Origin of the sequence: Polaribacter porphyrae (assembly GCF_002954685.1) — a bacterium.
GTDB classification, from domain to species: Bacteria; Bacteroidota; Bacteroidia; order Flavobacteriales; family Flavobacteriaceae; genus Polaribacter; species Polaribacter porphyrae.
Map to the genome: position 1 here is coordinate 1,964,459 of NZ_MSCN01000001.1, position 23,439 is coordinate 1,987,897.

Annotated in this window: 14 protein-coding genes and 1 pseudogene; 7 read left to right on the plus strand and 8 right to left on the minus strand. The window is 29.4% G+C overall.

The window, feature by feature from the left end:
- The first annotated feature begins 8 nt into the window (after nt 1–8).
- The 7 genes and pseudogenes from BTO18_RS08870 (at nt 9) to BTO18_RS18010 (ending at nt 8,154) form a co-directional block, all read left to right on the plus strand.
- Nucleotides 9–338, plus strand: a complete 330-nt coding sequence (locus BTO18_RS08870) for a hypothetical protein (RefSeq protein WP_105015877.1) — start codon at nt 9–11, stop codon at nt 336–338.
- A gap of 14 nt (nt 339–352) precedes the next feature.
- Nucleotides 353–1,147 carry a hypothetical protein gene (locus tag BTO18_RS08875; RefSeq protein ID WP_105015878.1) on the plus strand — a complete coding sequence of 265 codons (795 nt, stop codon included), beginning with the start codon at nt 353–355 and terminating at the stop codon, nt 1,145–1,147.
- Between the two features lie 85 nt (nt 1,148–1,232).
- A pseudogene (locus tag BTO18_RS18220) lies at nt 1,233–2,096 on the plus strand (IS982 family transposase).
- A gap of 451 nt (nt 2,097–2,547) precedes the next feature.
- Nucleotides 2,548–4,131, plus strand: a complete 1,584-nt coding sequence (locus BTO18_RS08885; protein WP_105015879.1) for a solute:sodium symporter family transporter — start codon at nt 2,548–2,550, stop codon at nt 4,129–4,131.
- Nucleotides 4,132–4,529: 398 nt separating this feature from the next.
- Entirely contained in the window at nt 4,530–5,648 is a 1,119-nt protein-coding gene (locus tag BTO18_RS08890; RefSeq protein WP_105015880.1) for a formylglycine-generating enzyme family protein, read from the plus strand.
- Between the two features lie 8 nt (nt 5,649–5,656).
- Entirely contained in the window at nt 5,657–6,991 is a 1,335-nt protein-coding gene (locus BTO18_RS18005; protein WP_226789104.1) for a TonB-dependent receptor, read from the plus strand.
- Entirely contained in the window at nt 6,982–8,154 is a 1,173-nt protein-coding gene (locus tag BTO18_RS18010; RefSeq protein WP_226789120.1) for an outer membrane beta-barrel family protein, read from the plus strand. The genes BTO18_RS18005 and BTO18_RS18010 overlap by 10 nt, the downstream gene beginning before the upstream one ends.
- 2 nt (nt 8,155–8,156) lie before the next feature.
- On the opposite strand, the gene BTO18_RS08900 is transcribed toward BTO18_RS18010, so the two are convergent.
- From BTO18_RS08900 to BTO18_RS08935, 8 genes are all read right to left on the minus strand, one after another.
- On the minus strand, nt 8,157–8,984 hold the full coding sequence (locus BTO18_RS08900) for a GLPGLI family protein (RefSeq protein WP_105015881.1): 828 nt from the start codon (nt 8,982–8,984) through the stop codon (nt 8,157–8,159).
- Between the two features lie 105 nt (nt 8,985–9,089).
- Nucleotides 9,090–10,514, minus strand: a complete 1,425-nt coding sequence (locus tag BTO18_RS08905) for a TolC family protein (protein ID WP_105015882.1) — start codon at nt 10,512–10,514, stop codon at nt 9,090–9,092.
- A 12-nt stretch (nt 10,515–10,526) separates the two neighbouring features.
- A complete protein-coding gene (locus BTO18_RS08910; RefSeq protein WP_105015883.1) occupies nt 10,527–11,201 on the minus strand; it encodes an ABC transporter ATP-binding protein in 675 nt (224 codons plus the stop codon).
- Nucleotides 11,202–11,383: 182 nt separating this feature from the next.
- The gene (locus BTO18_RS08915; protein ID WP_105015884.1) at nt 11,384–13,768 is read right to left on the minus strand and encodes an ABC transporter permease; all 2,385 of its coding nucleotides are present in this window, start codon (nt 13,766–13,768) and stop codon (nt 11,384–11,386) included.
- An 11-nt stretch (nt 13,769–13,779) separates the two neighbouring features.
- Entirely contained in the window at nt 13,780–16,164 is a 2,385-nt protein-coding gene (locus tag BTO18_RS08920) for an ABC transporter permease (RefSeq protein ID WP_105015885.1), read from the minus strand.
- Between the two features lie 10 nt (nt 16,165–16,174).
- The gene (locus BTO18_RS08925; protein WP_105015886.1) at nt 16,175–18,565 is read right to left on the minus strand and encodes an ABC transporter permease; all 2,391 of its coding nucleotides are present in this window, start codon (nt 18,563–18,565) and stop codon (nt 16,175–16,177) included.
- 26 nt (nt 18,566–18,591) lie between these two features.
- A complete protein-coding gene (locus BTO18_RS08930; RefSeq protein ID WP_105015887.1) occupies nt 18,592–20,991 on the minus strand; it encodes an ABC transporter permease in 2,400 nt (799 codons plus the stop codon).
- Between the two features lie 27 nt (nt 20,992–21,018).
- Complete coding sequence (locus BTO18_RS08935) at nt 21,019–23,430, minus strand: ABC transporter permease (protein ID WP_105015888.1); 2,412 nt, start codon at nt 23,428–23,430, stop codon at nt 21,019–21,021.
- Nucleotides 23,431–23,439 lie beyond the last annotated feature (9 nt).

The window sequence follows — 23,439 nt, forward strand, 5'->3', positions numbered from 1 at the left end:
ATTAAAATATGAAAAATATAATCATACTTTTATTTTTTACAATAAGTTTTTCTTCCAATTCTCAAAATATAGAAATTAAAAATGCATCTTGGTTTAATGGTATAAAATTTCAAAAAGAAAACATATTCATTAAAAACGGGAAATTTACGTTCTATAAACCAGATACAATACATAAAATAATTAATCTAAATGATAAATTTATTTTACCTCCTTATGGTGAAACACATACACACAATCTTTCTAATAATTATGGTATAGATTATTTGTTAAAGGAATATAAAAATCAAGGAATATTATACATACAAGTATTAGGTGGTTCACAAAAAGGAGAAGAATAGATGTAAAAGAAAAAGTGATAGCATCTAAATTACAAGTTAGGTATTCAAATGGCGGAATAACTTGTACACTTGGTCATCCTTACACAATATATGAACCATTAGCAATGGGAATTTTTATAGGTACTGAATTAAAAAAACGGAAAGATGAAATAAGAGATAGTAGATTAGCAGAAAATGATGCTTACTGGTTTTTCGATAATATAAAAGATGTAGATAATAAATGGAACAATTTGCTGAAAACCAAGCCAGATGTTATTAAAATAATGCTATTATTTTCAAATCGTTACGATTCATTACACAAGAATAAAAATAAATTAGGTGGTAAGGGTTTATCGCCAGAAGTAGCAAAATATGTAGTAAAAAAAGCCAAAGCAAATAATTTAAGAGTTTTCGCTCACATAGAAACAGCTTTTGATTTTAAAGTTGCAGTAAATATTGGTGTTAATGTAGTAGCTCATCTTCCAGGATATTCCTGGAATGGAGATTTTGAAACTTTAAGAAACTACACTTTATCTAATCAAGATTTATTAAAGGCAAAAGAAAATAATTTGAGTATAATAACTACTGCTTCTATTTCAAAAAAATTCGCAAACATAAGAGTAGATAATCAGTTACAGTTTAGCCAAGAAAGATTTAGTAATATTATAAAACATCAAAAAAAATTAATAGAACGTTTTATTAATTACGATATAAATCTTTCTATAGGGAGCGATGTTTACGGTAAAACTCTTTTTGAAGAAGTTAACTATTTACATAAATATAAGATGCTCAATAATCTACAGATAATAAATAACATGAGTTCGATGTAAAACAGATGATTTATTAGTATGAAAAAAGCAGAATATTTAGTAAATCAAAGTACTGATTTTCAATTTATTAATAAATACTCTGCTCATGATTTCTGATGATAAAATTATAGAAATTTTCTGTTCTTTGGATGATTTTATGAAAGAATTTAACTCAATTCTAGATAAAAATAATATTTCTGATAGTTCAACCACAAAAAAACGTAATAGAAAATTCAAAATGAGTAAAAGTGAGGTAATGACTATTATGGTTATTTTTCATTTAAAATCACATCGTAATCTATAGCACTTTCATCTTTATTATGTATCTAAACATATGGATGATTACTTCCCTGATTTAGTTTCTTATAATCGTTTTGTTGAATTACAAAAATCAGTGATTTAACCTTTAGCTGTTTATTTAAAGCTTTGTGGTTTAGGCAAATGTTCTGGTATTTCTTTTATCGATTCTACAACTCTTAAAGTATGTCATTACAAAAGAGAAAAACAGAACAAAGTTTTTCAAGGAATTGCTGAAAAAAGTTATGGAACATTAGGTTGGTTTTACGGCTTTAAATTACATTTAGTAAGTAATAACAAGGGGTAAATTATAGATTTATCGATTACTAAAGCAAATGTAGATGATAGATATCCACTTAAAAATAAAAACTTTCACGATAAAATATTTGGAAAAATATATGGTAATAAAGGATATTTGGGTAAAGATTTATTTGATAAATTGTTTGTTGACGGTATTCTTTTAGTAACCAAATTAAGAAAGAATATGAAGAAAAAAGCACTCGATTTTATGGATAAAATTTATATTAAAAAAAGAGCGATTATAGAATCTGTGAACGATGTGCTAAAAAATACTTGCCAAATAGAACATTCTAGACATCGATTATTTGATAACTTTTTAGGAAATTTAATCGCAGGTTTAACAGCTTATTCTTTTCTTGATAAAAAAACCTAGTATTAAAATTCAAAGATATTTACCTAACCTAGACATGAGTAAGTTGAACTCACGTTTATTATATGTTAACTCCTAAACAAATGCACAATCAAAAAACATTGAAAAGAAAACAATACAAAAAAGAAAAGGTAATAACCTAAAATTACTACCTTTATAATATATTAATCCTGTATCATTATTTCAGGACGTCACAATTAATATCTTTATAAGATACTAATTAGCTTTATAATATAAAAGAAAATAAAAGATAACAAAATAATTTAGCAAAATCAAATCCTGAAAAACTATATGAAATGAAGCAAACTTTTATCAACTTAAGAAGAGAAAATTACCAAAAAGGAGTTAAAGAAGTAATTTTTAAATAATATTACCCCTTTTTTTATCCATTATATACCCTAGTTTTATAAGTTGTAAACTTAATTTTATGTCAAATAAATAAATAAACCATATTATGCAAATCATCACATTTTTAGGTTTTACAGTTTTAGTTGCTGTAATTGCCTATCTAAAAACTAGAAACACTGATGAAAATTCTTCAGATGGTTATTTTTTGGGAGGTAGAAGCCTAACAGGAATAGTAATTGCAGGATCTTTACTATTAACAAATTTATCCACAGAACAAATTGTTGGTTTAAATGGAGCTGCTTTTAAAGAAGGTATTCTAGTAATGGCATGGGAAACTCTAGCTGCAATTGCTATGGTTGTTACAGCAGTTTTTTTATTACCTAGATATTTAAAAGGTGGTATTACAACTGTACCTCAATTTCTAGAAAGACGATATGATAAAATGACAAAAACCGTAACTTCTGGGTTATTTTTAACTGGTTATGCAGTAATACTTTTACCAATCGTTTTATATTCTGGTGCTTTAGCTATAAATTCTATGTTTTCTGTCCCAGAAATGCTAGGAGTTTCAAAAAATACAGCATTATGGATTACTGTTTGGGGAATAGGAATTATTGGTTCTATTTACGCCATTTTTGGAGGTTTAAAAGCTGTTGCAGTATCAGATTTAATAAATGCTATTGGCTTGTTAATTGGAGGTTTACTGATTCCGTTTTTTGGATTAATGGCTATTGGAGATGGGAGTATTTCTGAAGGAATGTCAACGTTAATTGAGTCAAATCCAGAGAAATTTAATTCTATTGGAGGAGAAGATTCTTCAATTCCGTTTGCAACTATTTTTACAGGAATGATGTTGGTACAACTTTTTTATTGGGGAACAAATCAAGCTATTATTCAAAGAGCATTAGGTGCAAAAAACTTAAAAGAAGGGCAAAAAGGATTACTGTTGGCTTCTTTTATTAAAATATTAGGACCATTAATTGTAGTGCTTCCAGGTGTTATAGCTTTTCATATGTTTGGTACAACATTAGACAATCCAGATGAAGCATATCCAATGTTGGTAACAGAAGTTTTACCAGATTATTTAGTTGGTTTCTTTGCTGCGGTTTTATTTGGTGCAATTTTGAGTTCATTTAATTCAGCATTAAACAGTTCTGTAACTTTATTTGGGATAGACATTTATCAAACCTATTTTAAAAAAGATGCAACAGAAATGGAAGTGGTTTGGGCTGGTAAAAAGTTCGGAATTATTTTAGCGTTGGTATCAATGTGTATTGCACCTTTATTAGTGTATGCTTCTGATGGTTTATTCGGATATTTACAGGAAGCTAATGGAATTTATAGTATTCCAATCTTAACAATTATTGTTGTTGGTTATCTTACTAAATATGTGCCTGCAATTGCAGCCAAAATAGGTGTTATTTCTGGTGCTGTATTATATATTATTAGTCAGTTTGTAATAAAACCAATGGTTGGAGAGGTAAATTATCCTCACTTTTTACATGTTATGGCAATTTTGTTTGTGTTGAATATTATCATCATGTTACTCATTGGTAAATTTAAACCAAGAGAAGTTGCCTACGAACAAGTCTATACAAACCAAGTAGATATTACGCCTTGGAAATATCTTAAAGTTACTGGTATTGCTGTTTGTGTAATCGTTATTGGAATTTATATTTATTTTGCATAAATATTAAAAATGCTAGAATCTAACCTTATGTCAAGAATAAGGTTATGTTCCATTTTATCATTTTTGTTGTTTTTTGCAAATAACAATAGAAAAAACAGTCCAATATTATTGTTTGTTTAGTTGATGATATTGGGTTTAATAGATTCTTCAGTTCCATTTATAAAAATTTAGTGATTTAGTTAATGAATTGTAAGAAAAAAATCACTTTATCATGAAATTGATATAATCAATAAAAATTCTAAATATAGATTACCAAAAATATAATTGTTTATTAATAAGAATTAGATTAAAACAAGTTTTAATAATTTGTTTCCTTTTTACAAAACTTTATTTTTATTTAATTAAACTTGTCTCTAAATTAAATAAATTTGATTTACAACAATTAATAATTTCCTAATATGTTTAAGCCTATCAATTTATATTCTATAAAAACATTAACCACATATAACCTTATTTTAATATTGCTTATCGTATGTTTTTATAATTGTAAAAAAGAAAATAAACCTAAAACAAAAAACTCTGACAAATCAGAAGCTATAACATCAAAAATTAATACTCCAAAAAGCATGATTTGGATTGAAAGTAAAACTTTTTTACAAGGAGCAAAAGATAATGACAAATATGCAATGCCAAGAGAAAAACCTGCACATAAAGTTACAGTAGATGGTTTTTACATAGATGCTACAGAAGTAACAAACAAACAATTTAAAGAGTTTATAAAAGAAACTAACTACGTAACTGTTGCAGAACGCAAAATTGATTGGGGAGAAATGAAAAAACAAGTCCCATCAGGAACTCCAAAACCTCACGATTCTATTTTACAACCTGGAAGTTTAATTTTCAATAAAAACATAAACGCTGTTGTAAATATGCAAAACTACACACAATGGTGGACTTGGAAAATTGGTGCAAATTGGAAACATCCTTCAGGCCCAGAATCTTCAATCGAAGGAAAAGATAATTTCCCTGTAGTTCATATAGCTTTAGAAGATGCTTTAGCTTATTGTAAATGGGCTAATAGGCGTTTGCCAACTGAAGCTGAATGGGAAGCTGCTGCCCAAGGAAAAAATACAGATGCTATTTTTACTTGGGGAAATGATGATACTGTTTTAAATTCTAATGCAAATACTTGGCAAGGTGTTTTTCCTACAAAAAATGAATCTAAAGATGGTTTTGAACTTATTTCTCCAGTAAAATCTTATGCTCCCAATAGTATTGGTTTGTATGATATGACTGGGAATGTTTGGGAGTTGACTAGCGATTTATTTAATGTAAATCATTACCAAGAACTAGATACTTCTAAACCTATTTTAAATCCAAAAGGTGCAAAAAAGTCATACAGCCCTAGTAATCCTTATCAAACAGAACATGTAATGAAAGGTGGCTCTTTTTTGTGCCATGCTTCTTATTGTGCGAGTTATAGAATTTCTGCAAAAATGGGAGTAGCTATAGATTCTGGTTCTGACCACATGGGTTTTAGAACAGTGGTTACTCCAGAAATGTTAGCATCAGAATAAAAAATGTTATGAAAATAAGCTTTAAAGATTACTTTCTGTTTGTAGTCTTATTACTCATCAGTCAAATCAATTTTGCACAATTAACAGGTAAAATTATTGATGCCAATGATGCAACTCCACTAGAATATGCAACTGTTGCTTTATATAAAAAATCTCCAAAAAAATTAATTACAGGAGTAATTACTGATTCAAATGGTGTTTTTTCTTTTGATAAATTAAAGAAAGGAAATTACAGTATTGAAGTTTCATTTATTGGTTATCAGCCTAAAAAAGTTCAGAATATTGTTTTTTCTGGAACTAAAAAAGATTTAGGAATTCTAAAATTATCGTTAGGTAATTCTTTAAACGAAGTCGTTATAAAATCAGAAAGAGCTGCAGTTGTAAGTAGAATTGATAAGCAAGTTTTTGATGCTACAAAATTCCAGAACAGTCAAGGAGGAACAGGAACAGATGTGATTAAAAATTTACCATCAGTTTCAATAAATGGAACTGGAGATATTGCTGTGAGAGGCACCACAGGTTTTGTAATTCTACTAAATGGAAAACCTGTACAAGGAAATCCTGCAACAATTCTGAATCAGTTGCCTGCAAATGCCATTGATAAAGTGGAAGTAATTACTGCACCATCAGCTAAATACGATCCTGAAGGAAAAGCAGGAATTTTAAATATTTTTACCAAAAAAGGAGCTTTAAACGGAACTTTTGCACAAATAAATACAAGAATTGGAGTACCTTCTATTGAAGATTATAACAATTCTGAAAGCGCAAAACGTTATGGAATTGATGCCACTTACAATTACAGAAAAGACAAATGGAATTTTTCTTTAGGTGCTAGCTACCAAAGAAATGACAAATCTGGAAGACGTGAAGGTGATGTTTTTACCATTCAAAATGACATAAAAACGAGTTTTCCTTCTGACGGAGAACGTTCTTTTGATGAAGAAAATTTTAGTGGAAATATTACATTAGACTATACTCCGAACGAAAATAATGAATTTTCTTTAGGTTTTTTTGCAGGAAAAAGAAGCAAAGACAGAAGAGCAGACATTGTATATTTTGATAATAATGCTGTACAACCTGCAAATAGCAATAATAGATTATACACATTTCAATACTTTAATGAAAACTTACGTATTAGAAAGAGTGATTTTGCTTTAGGAAGCTTTGATTATGCTCATAAATTTGCTGATGAATCTAAATTATCTGCCTCATTTTTATATGAATACACACTTTTAGGTGGCCCAACAACCAATAGAAATTTAGGTTTTCCAAATACTTCAGAAATTATTCAAGATGAATTTAATACCAATGACAATCCATTATTTGGTACTTTATTTGTGTAGATTATGAATTTGCAAAGTTTTCTTTTGGAAAATTAGAAACAGGATATCAATATCGTTTTTTAGATCACGAAGGAGATTTTGATTACACCAGAAGAAACAACAACACAGGAGTTTTTGATCCTGTGCCTGAATTTACTAGTGACATCGATTTGAAAAGAACTTTACATTCTGGTTACGTTAATTTATCAGGTAAAAAAGAAAAATGGGAATATGCTGCTGGTGTTCGTTTGGAAAAAATGGATAGAGAGTTAACAATTCAAGGAGATAATCAATTAATACCTGATGTAATTCCTTTTGATTATTTACAATTATTCCCTTCTGCAAGTGTGCAATATTCAATGGAAAATAAAACGAAATTAAAAGCTGCATATAGTAGAAGAGTGCAAAGAACTACTACTTTTAAAATGAATCCTTTTCGTGAAAGAGAGCATTCTGAAACTTTAGAACAAGGAGATAAAAACCTAAAACCTGAATTTGTAGATTTGCTTGAAATTGGAATCTCAAAACGTTATAAAAAAGGAAATTCTGTATATGCAACTGCTTATTACAGAAATGTCAAGAACTTGGTAAATAGAGTAAATAAAGTATTTAATGATAGTATTTTAGATCGAATTTACTCAAATGTGGGCAGAGGCAAATCTTTTGGTTTAGAATTAGGAGCTCAATTAAAACCTACAGAAAAATGGAGTAATTTTATCGGATTTAATATCTATAATTTAGATATTGATGGCAATTTTGTTTATAAAGAAAATGGAACTATTTTTTCTGAAAAAATAAATAATAATGCTACTCAATATTCTGTAAATCTAAATTCTACATATCAATTTAATACAAGTACATCTTTGCAATTCACATTAAATTATTTATCAGAAAGAGTTACTGCACAAGGAAAAGATTCCAGGTTTTATTCGCCAAACCTGACGTTTCAAAAGACATTTTTAGATAATAGATTGACTGCCACTATACAATGGCAAAACATAGATTTAGGTTTTTTAAATACTAATGAACAACGAATCACTACCTCAAAACAAGGTTCGTTTTTTACAACTACAAATTATGTGTATGAAGTAGATATGGTTATGCTAAACTTATCCTACAATTTTAATTCGAATAAAAATAAATCAAAATTTATTAAAAGTGAGTTTGGTGCAAAAGAGTTTTAATTTTAACGACCTCTTCTTCTGCCCATTCTATTGTTACGCATTTCCAACATTTTCTTTTGAACTATGGCTACATAATCATCTTTGTTAGTTTTAGTTCCTTTTTCTGGTGCTTCTATTTCTATTTTTTCTTTTGGATTTATAACAACTTCAGTACATAATAAAGTTGTATTACCAGAACTTACTTCTAAAATTAAACCTGGTAGACCCCAAAACTCTGCTGGACCTTGGGCTACTGGAATTTGAAGTGTGTACCAAGCCTCTACAACTGTCATATTTTCTTGTGATTCTTCAGTTTCGTCTTCTTTTTTTTCTTTTTTTCTTAAATCACTCCAAGAAAAACTATACCAACTTAACTCTTTATTAGGCACAAAGGCTTTTGCCTTATAACAAGTATAATTTCCTATTTTTTTTGTTTCAGTACCCATAGTCCAATCAATCTTGTGTAAATTATCTTTTATTAAAAAACGCTTACCATAAAACTCTTGAGCTTGTACTAATTTTTCTTCTTTAACATTTTTATATTGGTCTCCTCTAGAAAAGTAGCCTCCCCAAGAATCAGTTGCTCCAGAAATAGCATCAATTTGATCATCTTCTAAAAACATTGACTCTTTCATATTAAAAGTAAGAGTATATGTTTTTTCTAACCTACTTTTTAAACGAGCTGCAACTTGTTTTTTCTGTGCTTCACTCATTCTTGCTCCCCATCTTCCAAGTTCCATTTTAGATTTTTGCATGTAGATAGCTTTACCTTGAAAGTTCTGCCCATTAATATTTAGGCAAATCAAAATAATAAATAAAAAAAGAATAGACTTAAAATTTGATGACTTCATAAGAACATATTTTGTTTAACAAATATATTAAAATATTAAACATTAAATTTTTAGCTTCAAAAATTTAACGTTTATTTGTGTTTAAGTCTGATAATCAGCTAAAAGCTAGCTTTTAAAATTATTACCTCTGTAATATTCAAGAACTTTTACTCGCAAAAAATAATCATATTTAGCTATAGATAAGTTTATTTGAGCATTTTCAAGATTATTTTTACTTGTAATGTATGCAAGAAAATTAGAAACACCATTATTAAATCGTACTTCATTTACTTCAAAAGATTTTTGGAAGGCTTTAACTTGATTTTCTAAACTTTGAAACCTAGCATAAGCAGCTTCCATATCAAAATGAACTTGTCTAATCGCATTTCTAATTTCTAATTGTGTTCTTTCTAATTGAACCAGAGATTCTTCAACTCTCACTTTTTCTAAAGCTACATTATTTTTTGCTCTAAAACCATTGAAAAAAGGAATTCTTACTGAAACACCAACAACAGAATTTAAGTTATTATCAAACTGATCTAGATAATTAATTTGTTGGGCATTAAATGATTTCTGATTGGTTTGAACAGGTATATTTTGATTATTAATAGTAACGAAATCTCCTGTATTTACAATAGATGAGCCTGTTTCTGTAAACATTTCTGCAACACTTGAGTAATTGGTATTTAGTTGCCCAAATAATGAGATTTCAGGGATATATTGAGATTTTGCAATACTTACTCCTTTTTGTGCTGCTTCAATCCTTAACTCACTAGCTTTAAAGGTTGCTAAATTTTGTAGTGCATCATTATAAATATCATCTGATGTAAATTTATATCCATCTACATTTAATAAAATTTTTTCTGCTTCTAAATTAGTGTTGTTCTCTAAATTCATTAACCTTGACAGCTCTAATTTGGCATTGTTGAGTGTTATTTTAGAGGATAATATATTTGTTTCATCTGATGCTTTTTGTCCTAATAAATCTGTATAATCTGCAGGGTTCTCTCTTCCTTGATCGTATAAATCTTTTTGAATTTTCAACTGTTTTTTTGTAACCTCTAATCGTTCTATATTAAGAGCTAGAACTTCAGTAGCATTCAAAACTTGTAAATATGCTAATGTTACAGATAAAATTAAATCTTGTTTGCTTTGCTCTACTTCTAAATTTGATGCTTTTGCATTTAATCCGTTTTGCTTTAGTGTATTCAACAATCGAAAACCATTAAAAATAGTAGCATTCAAACTTAAATTAGCACTAGAAAAAACTAATCTTTGTTCGATAAAATCATTAGTGAAAGGATCTACACTTCTACCATTATTCACTCCTAAATTATAACTTCCATTTAAACTAGGTAATAAATCTGTTTTAGCTTGTTTATAATTTATTTTTGCTGATTTTTCATTAAATTTAGATGATTTTAAGTCTAAATTATTTTCAATTGCTATTTGAATGCAATCTTCTAAACTATACTTTTTCTTCTCTTGATTTTGAGAAAAAATAGAACTATAAAATAACAAAACAATCACTAAAGATAAATTTATTTTCATCGCTGTTAACTTTTAAGATTTTACAATGCTGCCATCTAATAAATTTACAATTCGAGAACCGTAAGAAGCATTTTCTTCTGAATGTGTAGCTTGAATAATGGTAACTCCTTCATTATTTAACTTTGCGAAAAGTTCCATAATTTCTTGACTCTGTTTTGAATTTAAGTTCCCTGTAGGTTCATCAGCCAAAATTAATTTGGGAGTTGCTACTAAAGCTCTTGCAATACCCACCAATTGTTGCTGACCTCCACTTAATTGTTCTGGAAATAATTTCTTTTTCCCAACAATATTAAATCTATCTAGCATATCTGCTACTAAAGCTTTGCGTTCTTTAGATTTTACATTTTTATATAATAAAGGCGTTTCAATATTTTCCTCTACTGTTAATTCATCAATTAAATGATAAGCTTGAAATACAAAACCTATATATTCTTGATATAATTTTACTCGGTTTTTTTCTTTCATTTTATGCACAGGCTCATCTAAAAAGGTATAATTTCCTTCTGTAAAATTATCTAACATTCCTATACAGTTTAACAAGGTAGATTTCCCTGAACCAGAAGGCCCCATTAAAGAAATGAAATCTCCTTCATTTACTTTTAAATCAATACTATCTAATAAATTGATGGAATTTCCCCCAGATTTTATGGTTCTTGAAGCTTGTTGTATGTTAACTAAAGTGCTCATTATTTTTTGATTAATTCTTACATTATTTCTACTTGTACTACTTAAAAGTATAGTGAAGATGATGCCACAAATTCAATATGCTAAATATCAAATACTTACATAATAAATATTATTTAAAGGTGTTCGTTTTTGGTACAGATTTTGTTCATAAACGAACACCTTTAAATAAAACTATTGTAAAATTATTCTGTTTTTAAACTATGTACAGGATTGGCAATTGCAGCTCTGACAACTCTAATACCTAAAGTAAATGAAGTGATAATTAATGCTATGATCCCTGCTAAAGCAAACATCCACCATTGAATGGAAATACTAAATGCAAAACTGTTTAACCACGAATTCATTAAATATCCTGCTAAAGGAAAAGCGACGATTGCAGCAATACCTACTAAAATGATATAATCTTTAGAGAGTAATATTACAATTCTAGAAATACTTGCTCCTAATACTTTACGCACACCAATTTCTTTTACTTTACGTTTTACTGTAAAAGAAATTAGACCAAATAAGCCAAGACAAGAAATAAAAATTGCTAAAATAGCAGTAATGTTTACAGATTGTAAAATACCTTCAATCAATCGATACTGACCACTAACTTTATCTGTTAATCGTTCTTGTACATATCGTTTTCTTGATAGAATAGATTCAAAAGCAGTAGTAATTAAATTCTCTACATAAGCTTCTTGACCTTCCACAACACTCACCGTTAAAAATCGATGATTTGCTAAAGCCTCTTTTTCTCTATAAATATGCACTAAAGGCTCAATTCTATTCTGTAAATCTTGATAATGAAAATCTTTTACCAAGCCAATAATTGGCATACCCACAAAATTACTTCCTTTAAATTTTAGTCTTTTCCCTTTAATTGAATTCCAGCCAAAAGCTCTCATTGCAGCTTCATTAATAATTACAGGATATTCGTCTGGTTGATCTAAATTTCTATCAAAATTTCTCCCTTCAATTATAGGAACTTGTAAGCTGTTAAAATAATTATGGTCTGCATAAGAACGTCTCATTCTAACATCTAAACTCTTTTCTGGATCATAATAGGGTGAGTAATTGAAATTATAGTCTGATGGAATAGACTGACTTGTAGCCACACTTTTTACATAAGGACTAGCTTCTAAATCATTCAATAAAGCATTGAACTTTGATTTTGCCACATCTATATTCTCGTAATCCAAATCGATATTCCCAACCAAAACATTTGTACGATCAAAACCCAAATCAGCATTTTTCATATAGCTGATTTGCCTATTTAAAATAATAGAGACACAAATACATAAAATAGCAATACTAAATTGAAGAATGATGAACGAGTTACGTAATAAAAAATTACTTTTTACTTGATTAATTTTACCTTTTATGCCAAGTGTTACTGGAATTTTTATGAAACGTAAACTTGGAAATATAGAAACCATTATAGTGGATAAAACACCAACAATAACTATACCTATCACTACAGGATAATCTCTTGTGATATCAAATGAAATTCTACCAAATTCAGGTCCAAAAGTATCATTTAATCTAGGTAAATTGATTCCTAAAAATAGAATAGCTGACACTAATATTGATATCATTACCAACATTCCATTTTCAGTGAGATATTGAAAAATCACGCTCTTTTTACTGCTCCCCAATACTTTTCTAATGGCAATAGTTTTGGTTCTACTTAACATTGTAGAAGTATTTAAGTTTAAAAGATTTACTAATATAATGAGTAAGATAAAAAATGATGCTACAATAGAACTACTAATAATAATATCTACTACTGGAATAGCATCTGTACGCAGTTCTGTAAATGGTATAATCTCCATTCGATCTATGACAGTTGGATCTGTATAATGCTCTTGTACTAATGCCTCAATTTGGATTTTCAATGTTGATGTATCAACATCGGGATTTATTTTAAAATACACTGGTGAGAAACTATTTCCCCAATTATTTTGTTTTTGAAAAGAAGCATTATTTTCAAGTAATGTATTTGGTAAAACCACACCAAGTCTTAATGAGGAATATGGGCTTATAGACTCTAAAACTCCAGTTACTCTTAAATTTAGAGAATCTGCACCAATTAAGGTTTTCCCAACAGGATTGATATCTCCATAAATTTGCTGACTTACTTTGTCTGTTAAAATTATGGAGTTTTTTTGATTTAAAGCGGTTGCTGAATTTCCATATTTCAGTGGTAAATCAAAAACAGTAAAAAATTCTGAATCTACATAATCTGTTCTGTGTTGAAAATTTTCACCATCATTTTCCAACCAAATATTTCCCCAACTGTGCATATGAGTTCCAGCTTCAATTGAAGGAATTGTGCTCAAGACTTTTTCCATCATTGGATATGGAGCTTCATTGTAATCATCACCATTCTTTAAAACGGTTTTTAAATAAATAATTTGATCTTTATTGGGTATAGGTTCATCAGCAATATAATAGGCATATACTGAAAACAGTAATGTTAATACACTAGAAATCCCAATACTTAAACCTATTAAATTTAAAAGTGAAAGCGTTCTGTTCTTCCAAAGATTTCTAAATGAAATTTTTATATAATTTTTAAACATTGATTAGTTTTTTACTCGGTTCGCAAAGCATTAACAGGGTTTGAAATAGTTACTTTATAGGCCTTTATCAAAATAGTAAGAAGTGATATTACAAGTACAATTGCACCCACCAACAAAAAGATAGCAATATTTATTTCTATACGATAGGCATAATTTTGGAGCCAATTACTCATTGAATAATAAGCTATTGGTATTGCGATTAATAAGGCAATAGCGATGAGTTTGATAAACTCTTTTGATAATATCCATAATATATGGATTGATGTAGATCCTAATATTTTTCGTATTCCTATTTCTTTGGTTCTTTTTACAATATGAAAAGAAACCAAGCCAAATAATCCCATACCTGCTATAAAAATAGCGATGAACGCAAATATATTAAATACATATCCCAACTTACTTTCTGCTTCATAAAAATAATTATAAGTATCCTCCAAAGAATTCACTTCTATATATTCTGATGAAACAATAGATTTCATTGTTTTTTCTACAAACAATTTTGTGTTAGTGAAGTCAGATTCGTTGGTTTTAACAATTATATTTCCTTTGTAGGTATCTTCATCTTTTCTAATTGTCATAAAAAGTGGTTGTATTTCTGAACTCAATGACTGAAAGTGAAAATCTTTTACAACGCCAATCACATTTCCGCGAAAAAACTCTTTTCCGACAGCAGTTTTCCATCCTAGTTTTTTCATTGCTGCTTCGTTTATAAGGTAAGCGTCTTTAAAATCTGTAGCATAGTTTTTAGAAAAAGACCTACCTTGAACCATTTCTATATCAACAAGATCTATAAAATCATAATCAACATAAGATCTGTAAAAATTCATTGATTTTTTTTGATAGTTTCCTTCCCAATTTTCTACAGGACCATTGCTTGTAATATTAATTGGCAATTGAGAACTTATAGAAACTTGAGTAATATTAGGGTGTTTTAGCAGTTCGTTACGAATTAAATCTTTTTTAGCCATCAATCCTTTTTGCTTGTATGGCATATAAAGTATATTTTGTTTGGTATATCCAAGCTCTTTTTTGGTTAAGAAATTGTGTTGTTTATATACTACAAAACTACTTATTATCAAACCTATTGCCACAATAAATTGACCAATTACTAATACATCTTTAAGTGAAAATTGTCTGCCTTTAAATTGCCATACATTACCTTTTAACGATTTTACCAAGTTTATTTTTGCTAAAAAAAATGCGGGATAAATTCCTGAAATGACACCAATTAACAGTGCAGTTAAAAACATTAACATAAGAAACCAAGCATCATCAATAAAGTTTAATACGATTTCTTTACCCAAAAACTGGTTAAATAATGGAAGTAATGCAACTACAAGTAAAATTGCCACAAAGAAACTTAACACTGTAAGTATTATAGACTCATTAACATACTTAAAAATTAAGTTGCCTTTTTTGGCTCCAAGCACTTTATGAATGCCTACTTCTTTTGATTTTTCTGTATATCTTGATATTGCTAAATTAACGTAATTGATGGCTGCCAAAAGCAGAATAATAAATCCAATAAAAGAAAAAAAGTAGATGTAGTTTATATTACTATTTATTTCAAACTCATCATCTAAATTTGAATATAAATGAATATCTTTTGCTGGCTGCAACGTAAATTTTGGAAAAAAACTAAATCCTGCATTTTTGTAAGCAGGTTTTAAGACCTTTTCATACTTTATCATTTTATCCTCTAGAGCTTTATAATCTTGCCCTTCTTTTAACAGAATATAACCAGCTTGTTCACAACTAAACCAATCATTAACATCTCTCTCGTAATTTGGATAAAGATTTCTTGATGCTATAAAATCATATTTAAAATGTTGATTTTTGGGTGCATCAGCAATTATACCCTTTACTATTAACGCATTTTTATTATTGAAAGAAACTGTTTTGCCTATAGCAACCTCTTTTCCAAAAATTCTTTTTGCAGTAGTTTGTGTCAATAAAATAGAGCTCTGGTCTTTTAAAGCTTTTTTGTCTTGCCCAGAAATTAACTCAATATCGAAAATGTCAAATAAATTTTCATCTGAAAAAAGTCCATTTGCTAGAAATAACTCTTCATTGCTGCCAAGAGTTGCTTCTTTAGTAGCCATTGTTGTTATTTCTTCAACTTCAGGAAAATCCTTTTGTAATCTATTAAATAATGGCATTGGTGACGCTATGTAAACATCTTTAGCCTCTGATTCGAATTCAGTTTCGTTGTTTAGTACTCTATATATATTATCTATGTTATGATGATGCTTATCATAGCTCAATTCAAATTTCACGTACAATGCTATAAAAATAAAACACACCATTGCAACTGTAAGCCCAAATACATTAATTAAAGAATATGTTTTATTCTTTATTAAACTTCTTATTGATATTTTGAAATAGTGTTTAAACATATTTTATTTTTTATTCTGTTCGTAAAGAATCTACAGGGTTAGATGTCGCTGATTTTATAGCTTGATAACTCACAGTTATGATAGTTATGATAATTGCTCCTGAACAAGCCAGCACAAAAACAGTCCAAGAAATATCAGTTCTATATGGAAATTTCTGCAACCACTTGGTCATCAATAAATAAGCAATTGGAGAACCTATAGTTAAAGAAATTACCACTAGTTTTAAGAAATCTTTTGACAATAACATCCATAATTGGCTTACTGAAGCACCCAAAGTTTTACGAACTCCAATTTCTTTTGTACGTTGTTCTGCCACAAAAGATGCCAACCCAAATAAACCTAAACAACTAATAAAAATGGCTAATAAAGTAAATACTTTAGAAAGACTTGCAATTCTTTCTTCTGCTCTAAATTTTTGTCCATATTGCTCGTCAACAAATTGATAAACAAAAGGTAAGTTTGGAAAATTTGCTTTAAAAGTGCTTTTAATAATCGCTAAATTATCTGCAACACTTTTGGTTGGATTCATTCTTATATTGTAGTAATTAACATAATTTCCTTTTTCAAATAAATATATAGATGGCTTTACTGGCGAATAAGGAGATTGTATAATAATATCATCAATTACTCCAATTATTTTTAAAGAAACAGCATTATATTTATCTCTTAAATATTTATCTGCTGGATTTTCTAATCCCATATATGCAACAGCAGATTTATTGAGAATCACTGCTGTAGAATCTGATGGAAATTCACGAGAAAAACCTCTGCCTTCTATTATTTTTAACCCTAACGTTTCTGCAAATTCGTAAGAAACAGAAGTTTGTGCAAATTCTTCTTGAAACCCATCAGGTTTTCCATCCCAAGTATAACCACTTCTACTAGACCAAATCTCGGTCATTGGGCTACTTGTACCTGCCATTTCTGTTACTGCTCCAGAAGCTATGAATTGGTTGCGCATTACATCTCTTTTTCCTTTAAATTCTGATGACATTACAGGTATTTGTATCAGCCCTTCTTTGTTGTAGCCTGTAGGTCTGTTTTTTGCAAAATCAATTTGATTCATTACAACAATAGTCCCAATTATTAATGCTACTGATACTGTAAATTGACTTACAACCAATATTTTTCTTGGTAAAGAAGAATTTCGTCCAGTTTTAAAAGTTCCTTTCAACACAGTTACTGGATTGAAAGCCGATAAAAATAAAGCTGGATAACTACCTGATAATAATGAAGTAATTGCAATAAAAATTAAGGAAACTAGCCAAAAACTTTTATTATACCAAGGGAACACAATTTCTTTACTCGCCAAATTATTAAAGCCGTTTAAAAACAATAACACTAACCCAATTGATAATACAAATGATAAGAACACAATTAAGAAAGATTCACTTAAAAATTGCGAAATTAATTGACTTCTTTTTGAACCAATCGATTTACGAATTCCCACTTCAATGGCTCTTTTTTCTGATCTTGCAGTGCTTAAATTTACAAAATTGATACACGCCAAAAGCAACACAAAAGCACCAATAATTCCAAACGTCCAGACATTCTCAATTCTTCCTCCAACTTGTTTTCCCCCTTCAAAATTATTTCGCAAGTACCAATCTTTCATTGGGAATAAAAATAGTTGAGGGTCCAATGCTGCTTCATCTGTGGATGCTAATTTTTTTACATCAATAATTTTTGATGTAACTGCATCCATAGTTATGTTTTCATTTATTTCGACAAATAATTGAAAAGAGTCATTTGCCCATTGCGTTTTTGCATTTTCTGCATATTTATTTGTCGCCAAGAAAAAATCCCAAGAAGCCAAATATTCTAAATCAGAAAAACTATTGTTACTTGGTATATCTTTATAAACAGCGCTTACAGATACATCATCAGTACTATTTAGGGTTACAATTTTACCAATTGGATTTTCATCATCAAACAACGCTTTAGCAGTAGATTCAGAAATCATAATTGACTTTTGGTCATCTATTCCATTTTTAATTCCAGCAATAATTTCCAAATTCAACATTTCTGGAGCATCTTTTTGCATATAATTACCTTGAAAGTTTAGATTTTTTTCTCCATATTCTAGATATCTAGGTAATGTCCAAGAAGACATAACTACATATTTAAAATTATCATTGTAATCCTTACGCAAAGAAAATTCCAAAGGCCTTGGAATTGCAGTTCCTGTTTCTGTATTACCATTGTAAGTCCCATTTTGTAAAACTTGTGCAATTGTAGCTTTATTTTCAAAATGATTATTATAACTTAACTCATCATTAATCCATAAACCAATCATAAGAGTTGTAGTAATACCAATGGCTAAACCAGAAATATTAATAAGTGAATACACCTTATTTTTAAATAAATTCCTGATTGCTATTTTTATATAATTTCTATACATATTTGTTGTTTTCTGGTTGATGAAATCTATTCTGTTCGTAAAGAATCTACAGGGTTTGTTGTTGCTGATTTTATAGCCTGATAACTAACTGTAAGCAACGTAATAACAATTGCGCCTGAACAAGCCATTACAAAAACTGACCAAGAAATATCTGTTCTGTATGGGAATTTTTGTAACCATTTGGTCATCATATAATATGCTATAGGTGAACCTACTATAAGTGAAATGAATACTAGTTTTAAGAAATCTTTGGATAGTAACATCCAAAGTTGGCTTACAGATGCTCCTAAAGTTTTACGAACTCCTATTTCTTTGGTACGTTGTTCTGCCACAAAAGAGGCTAATCCAAATAACCCTAAACAGCTGATAAAAATGGCAAGTATGGTAAATACTTGTGATAAGTTTGCCACTCTTTCTTGGGATCTGAATTTTCGTCCATATTGTTCATCAACAAACTGATAAATAAAAGGAAGATTTGGAAAGTTTTCTTTAAAAACTCGCTCTATAATTTCAAGGTTTGCACTTGTGCTTTTTTCTGGATTCAATCTTACATTAAAGTAACTGAAGTTTCCATAAGCATCAAAAACATACATTGCTTGTTTTACAGGTGTGTAAGGTGATTGCACAATCATATCATCAATCACTCCAATAATTTTCAAAGGTGGTGCAGGATCATTTTCGCTATCATCTCTAATAAATTTTCCAATAGGATCAGTGATTCCCATATAATCTACAGCAGTCTTATTTAAAATTACGGCTGTAGAATCTGAGGGAAAATCTCTAGAGAAGGCTCTACCTTCAATAATTTTTAAACCCAAAGCTTCTACGAAATCATATGACACAGAAGTGTGTGCAAAATCTTCTTGAAAACCTTCTGGCTTGCCATCCCAAATGTAGCCACTTCTGTTAGACCAAACTTGTGTGGTTGGGCTGCTTGTAGTTGCCATTTCAACAGCTGCTCCAGAAGCTAAAAACTGGGTTCTTATGGTTTCTGCTTTTCCAGTAAAATCTGAACTAAATGTCGGTATTTGTATTAATCCTTCTTTATTGTAACCTACAGGTCTATTTTTTGCAAAATCAATTTGATTGATTACCACCAAAGTTCCAATAATCAAGGCAACAGATACCGAAAATTGACCCACAACTAATATTTTTCTTGGTAAGGATGAATAACGCCCCACTTTAAAAGTACCTTTTAACACAGTTACAGGGTTGAAAGAGGATAGGTATAAGGCTGGATAACTTCCTGCTAAAACAGATGTGATGATAATAAAAACAAATGAAGCCAACCAAAACTTTCCTTTCAACCAAGGAAAAGTAATTTCTTTCATTGCCAGTTCATTAAAACCATTTAAAAACAATAAGGTTAATCCAACTGCAACAACAAAAGCTAAAACTACAATAAGAAAAGATTCGCTTAAAAATTGAGATACCAACTGTCCTCTTTTAGAACCAATAGATTTTCTTATACCAACCTCTAAAGCTCTTTTTTCTGATCTTGCAGTACTTAAATTTACAAAGTTGATGCACGCCAACAATAACACAAAAGCACCAATAATTCCAAATAACCATACATTCTCTATTCTACCACCTGTTTGTACACCATTTTCAAAATTAGAACGTAAGTACCAATCCTTCATTGGTAATAAAAATATCTGTGGATTAAATTCTACTTCGTTTGGAGAAGCTTTCTTTTTAACATCAATTATTTTTGCAGTAACACCTTCCATTGTTGTATTGTCGTTAATTTGAGCAAACATTTGGAAGGAGTTGTTACCCCATCGTGTTTTAGAATTTTCTATCCAACCTTGAGAGGCTAAATAAAAATCCCAATGCGCAATGAAACGTGTATCAGAAAAAGAAGAACTTTCTGGTAAATCTTCATAAACAGCAACCACAGAAAAATTATCTCTGTTGTCTAACTTTACAATTTTACCTATTGGGTTTTGTTTATTAAATAAAGCTTTAGCTGTAGATTCAGAAATTAATATTGAGCTTTTATCTTTTAATCCGTCTTTATCACCTTTTACAATGTTCAATTGCAACATATCTGCAACACCTTGCTGCATAAAATTTCCACTAAAACTCAAGTTAATATCTCCAAATTGTAAATATCTGGACTGATTCCAAGAAGACATTATTAAATGCTTAAAGTTGTCTCCATAATCTTTACGTAGCGCAAACTCTAAAGGTCTAGGAATTGCAGGTCCTGTGCCTGTTCTTCCATTTATAGTTTGATGTTGATACACTTGTGCAATTGTGGCCTTATTATCAAAATTATTATCTCTATCTAACTCATCGAATATCCAAAGGGCAATTAAAATAGTGGCAGTCATTCCTATAGCTAAACCAGCTATATTTATAAGAGAATACACTTTATTCTTTAAAAGATTTCTCCAAGCTATTTTTAAATAATTTTTAAACATTTTTATATTTTTTTGATTGATGATTTTTTATTCTGATCGTAAAGAATCTACTGGATTTTGCAGTGCTGCTTGTAACGTTTTAAAACTTATGGTTACCATAGCTATGCACACAGCTATGCAACCTGCCAAGAAAAACAGACCTAAATTCAAACTGATTCTGTAAGGATAGTCTTGAAGCCACTGAAAACTCATATACCAAGCTATTGGAGTTGCAATTAAAAAAGCTAAGGCTACTAATTTTAGAAAATCTTTTACCAATAAGCTTGCGAGCCCAAATACACTCGCTCCAACAATTTTACGAACTCCTATTTCTTTAGTTCTCTGATTTACCATCAGCAATGAAATAGCAAACAAGCCAATACAACTTAATATTATAGCCACTATAGAACCACTTGTTATAATGGTAGTCATTATTTTTTCACGTCTTAACGTTCTGTCTATATTTTCATCTAAAAAAGTTCCCAGAAAAGTAGCATCTGGGTTTATAGACTTCCAAGCAGCTTCAATTTTATCAAAAGCAGCAATGGCATTTTTAGCATCAACTTTAACAAATGCGTATAAATAATCTGAATTATTATTTAAATACATTGTTAAAGGTTCTACATTTTCTTTAAGATTTCTAAAATTGTAATCTTTAACAACTCCAATAACATTGTAACGAACACCATTATCAAAAGAAATACTTATTTCAAGTGGATTTTCTTTTCCATATTCTTTAGCTAAAGTTTCATTAATAACCATAGAAAGACTGTCTGATGCACGATCTCTACTAAAATTCCTACCTGCAACCATTTCCATACCCAATGTTTCAACATAGTCATAACCTACTGTTAAACTATGTGTACTAATGCTTCTCCCTTCATAATCAAAACCAGATACACTTGTATAACCACTTCCATCTTTTCCTCTACCTAAATTGTTATCAGCTGCTGTTATACTTATAATTTCTGGTTGATTTTGCAATTGACTTCTTAATCTACGTAACACAGTTTTACTATCTAATTTTCCGTTAAAAGGTATAGAAACCACATTGTCCTTATTAAAACCTAAATCTTTTTGTCTTAAAAAATCAATTTGATTATTTAAGACAATTGTACCACTAATTAATAAAATAGCGATTCCGAATTGAATTACAATAAGCGAATTTCTTAAACGAGTTCCAGAACTTACATCCATTTTTCCTTTTAAAGCAGTTAACGTTCCTAATTTGCTTAATAAATAAGAAGGATAACCACCAGCAATTAAAGTAATTGATACTAACACTAATAGAACTCCTAAAATAATATTTGGTTTTACTAAAGTTGCAAAAGTACCTGCTGTTCTAAATAACGTTTGAAAATCATTAAGTAATGCGTTTCCTAAAAGTGTACCTAATAGTATAGAGATAGAAAATATAAATACACTCTCTAACCAGAGTTGTATAAAAATTTGTTTTCTTGACGCTCCTAGTGTTTTGCGCATCCCAATTTCTTGAAGACGTTTAGCACTTTTTGCAACAGTCATATTTATAAAATTGACACTAGCAATAAATAGAATTAACAAGGCAATTGCTAATACTAGGTAAGGCATTGTTCGATCTGCTTCTATAATTCCATTTTTGTAAGTTGTAAATGTTCGATCTACAAAAGGAGTTAATCTCAATTGCCTGTATTGACCATTTGCATCTTTAGCTACACCATCTCTTTCTAGCCTTTCATCATCTCCACTATAATTTTTTTTAGTAAATGCTCTTGTTGATTCTTCAAACTGTGAAAGAGAAGTATTATTAACCAATTGTAAAAATACAGAATGATAACTTGCATTCCATCTATCTATATTTCTTTTATAATTAGGGCTATTTTCAAAATTTACTAAAAGTTGAAAGTTTAGTGAATTTGCACTAACTGAATCTTCTAAAACAGAAGCAATCACGAATGGTTTTGCAGTTCCTGCAATATCTAAAACTATCGTTTTTCCAATTACATCTTCAGTATCTAAAAGTAATTTTGCAGCCTTTTTTGTTATAGCTACAGTTTTTATTTTATGAAGTGGATTTTTTTCTCCTTTAAAAACAGGAAAAGTAAACATCTCTAAAAAAGGAGCATCTACATAAGATACGTCCATTTGAAGTGTTTTTTCATTATAAGTAGCTAATAAATTATCCTCATAATGTCTTGTAATTTTTGAAACACTTTGTACTTCTTTTTTTAAAGTTGGTGCAAAAGGTGCAGGCATAGATTGCCCTACTTGAGGACCTTTTAATGATTGTACTGTTGTATACACTTGATAAAGATTTTCTTTTTGTTTATGAAATTGATCTTTACCTAAAGTATCATAAGCACCAATAGCTAAAAGGATAGCGACACAAAAAGCAATCGTTAAACCGAAAATATTAAGCAACGTAAAAACCTTATTTTTAAGAAGATTTCGAAACGCTATTTTTATATAATTTTTAAACATTTTATATTT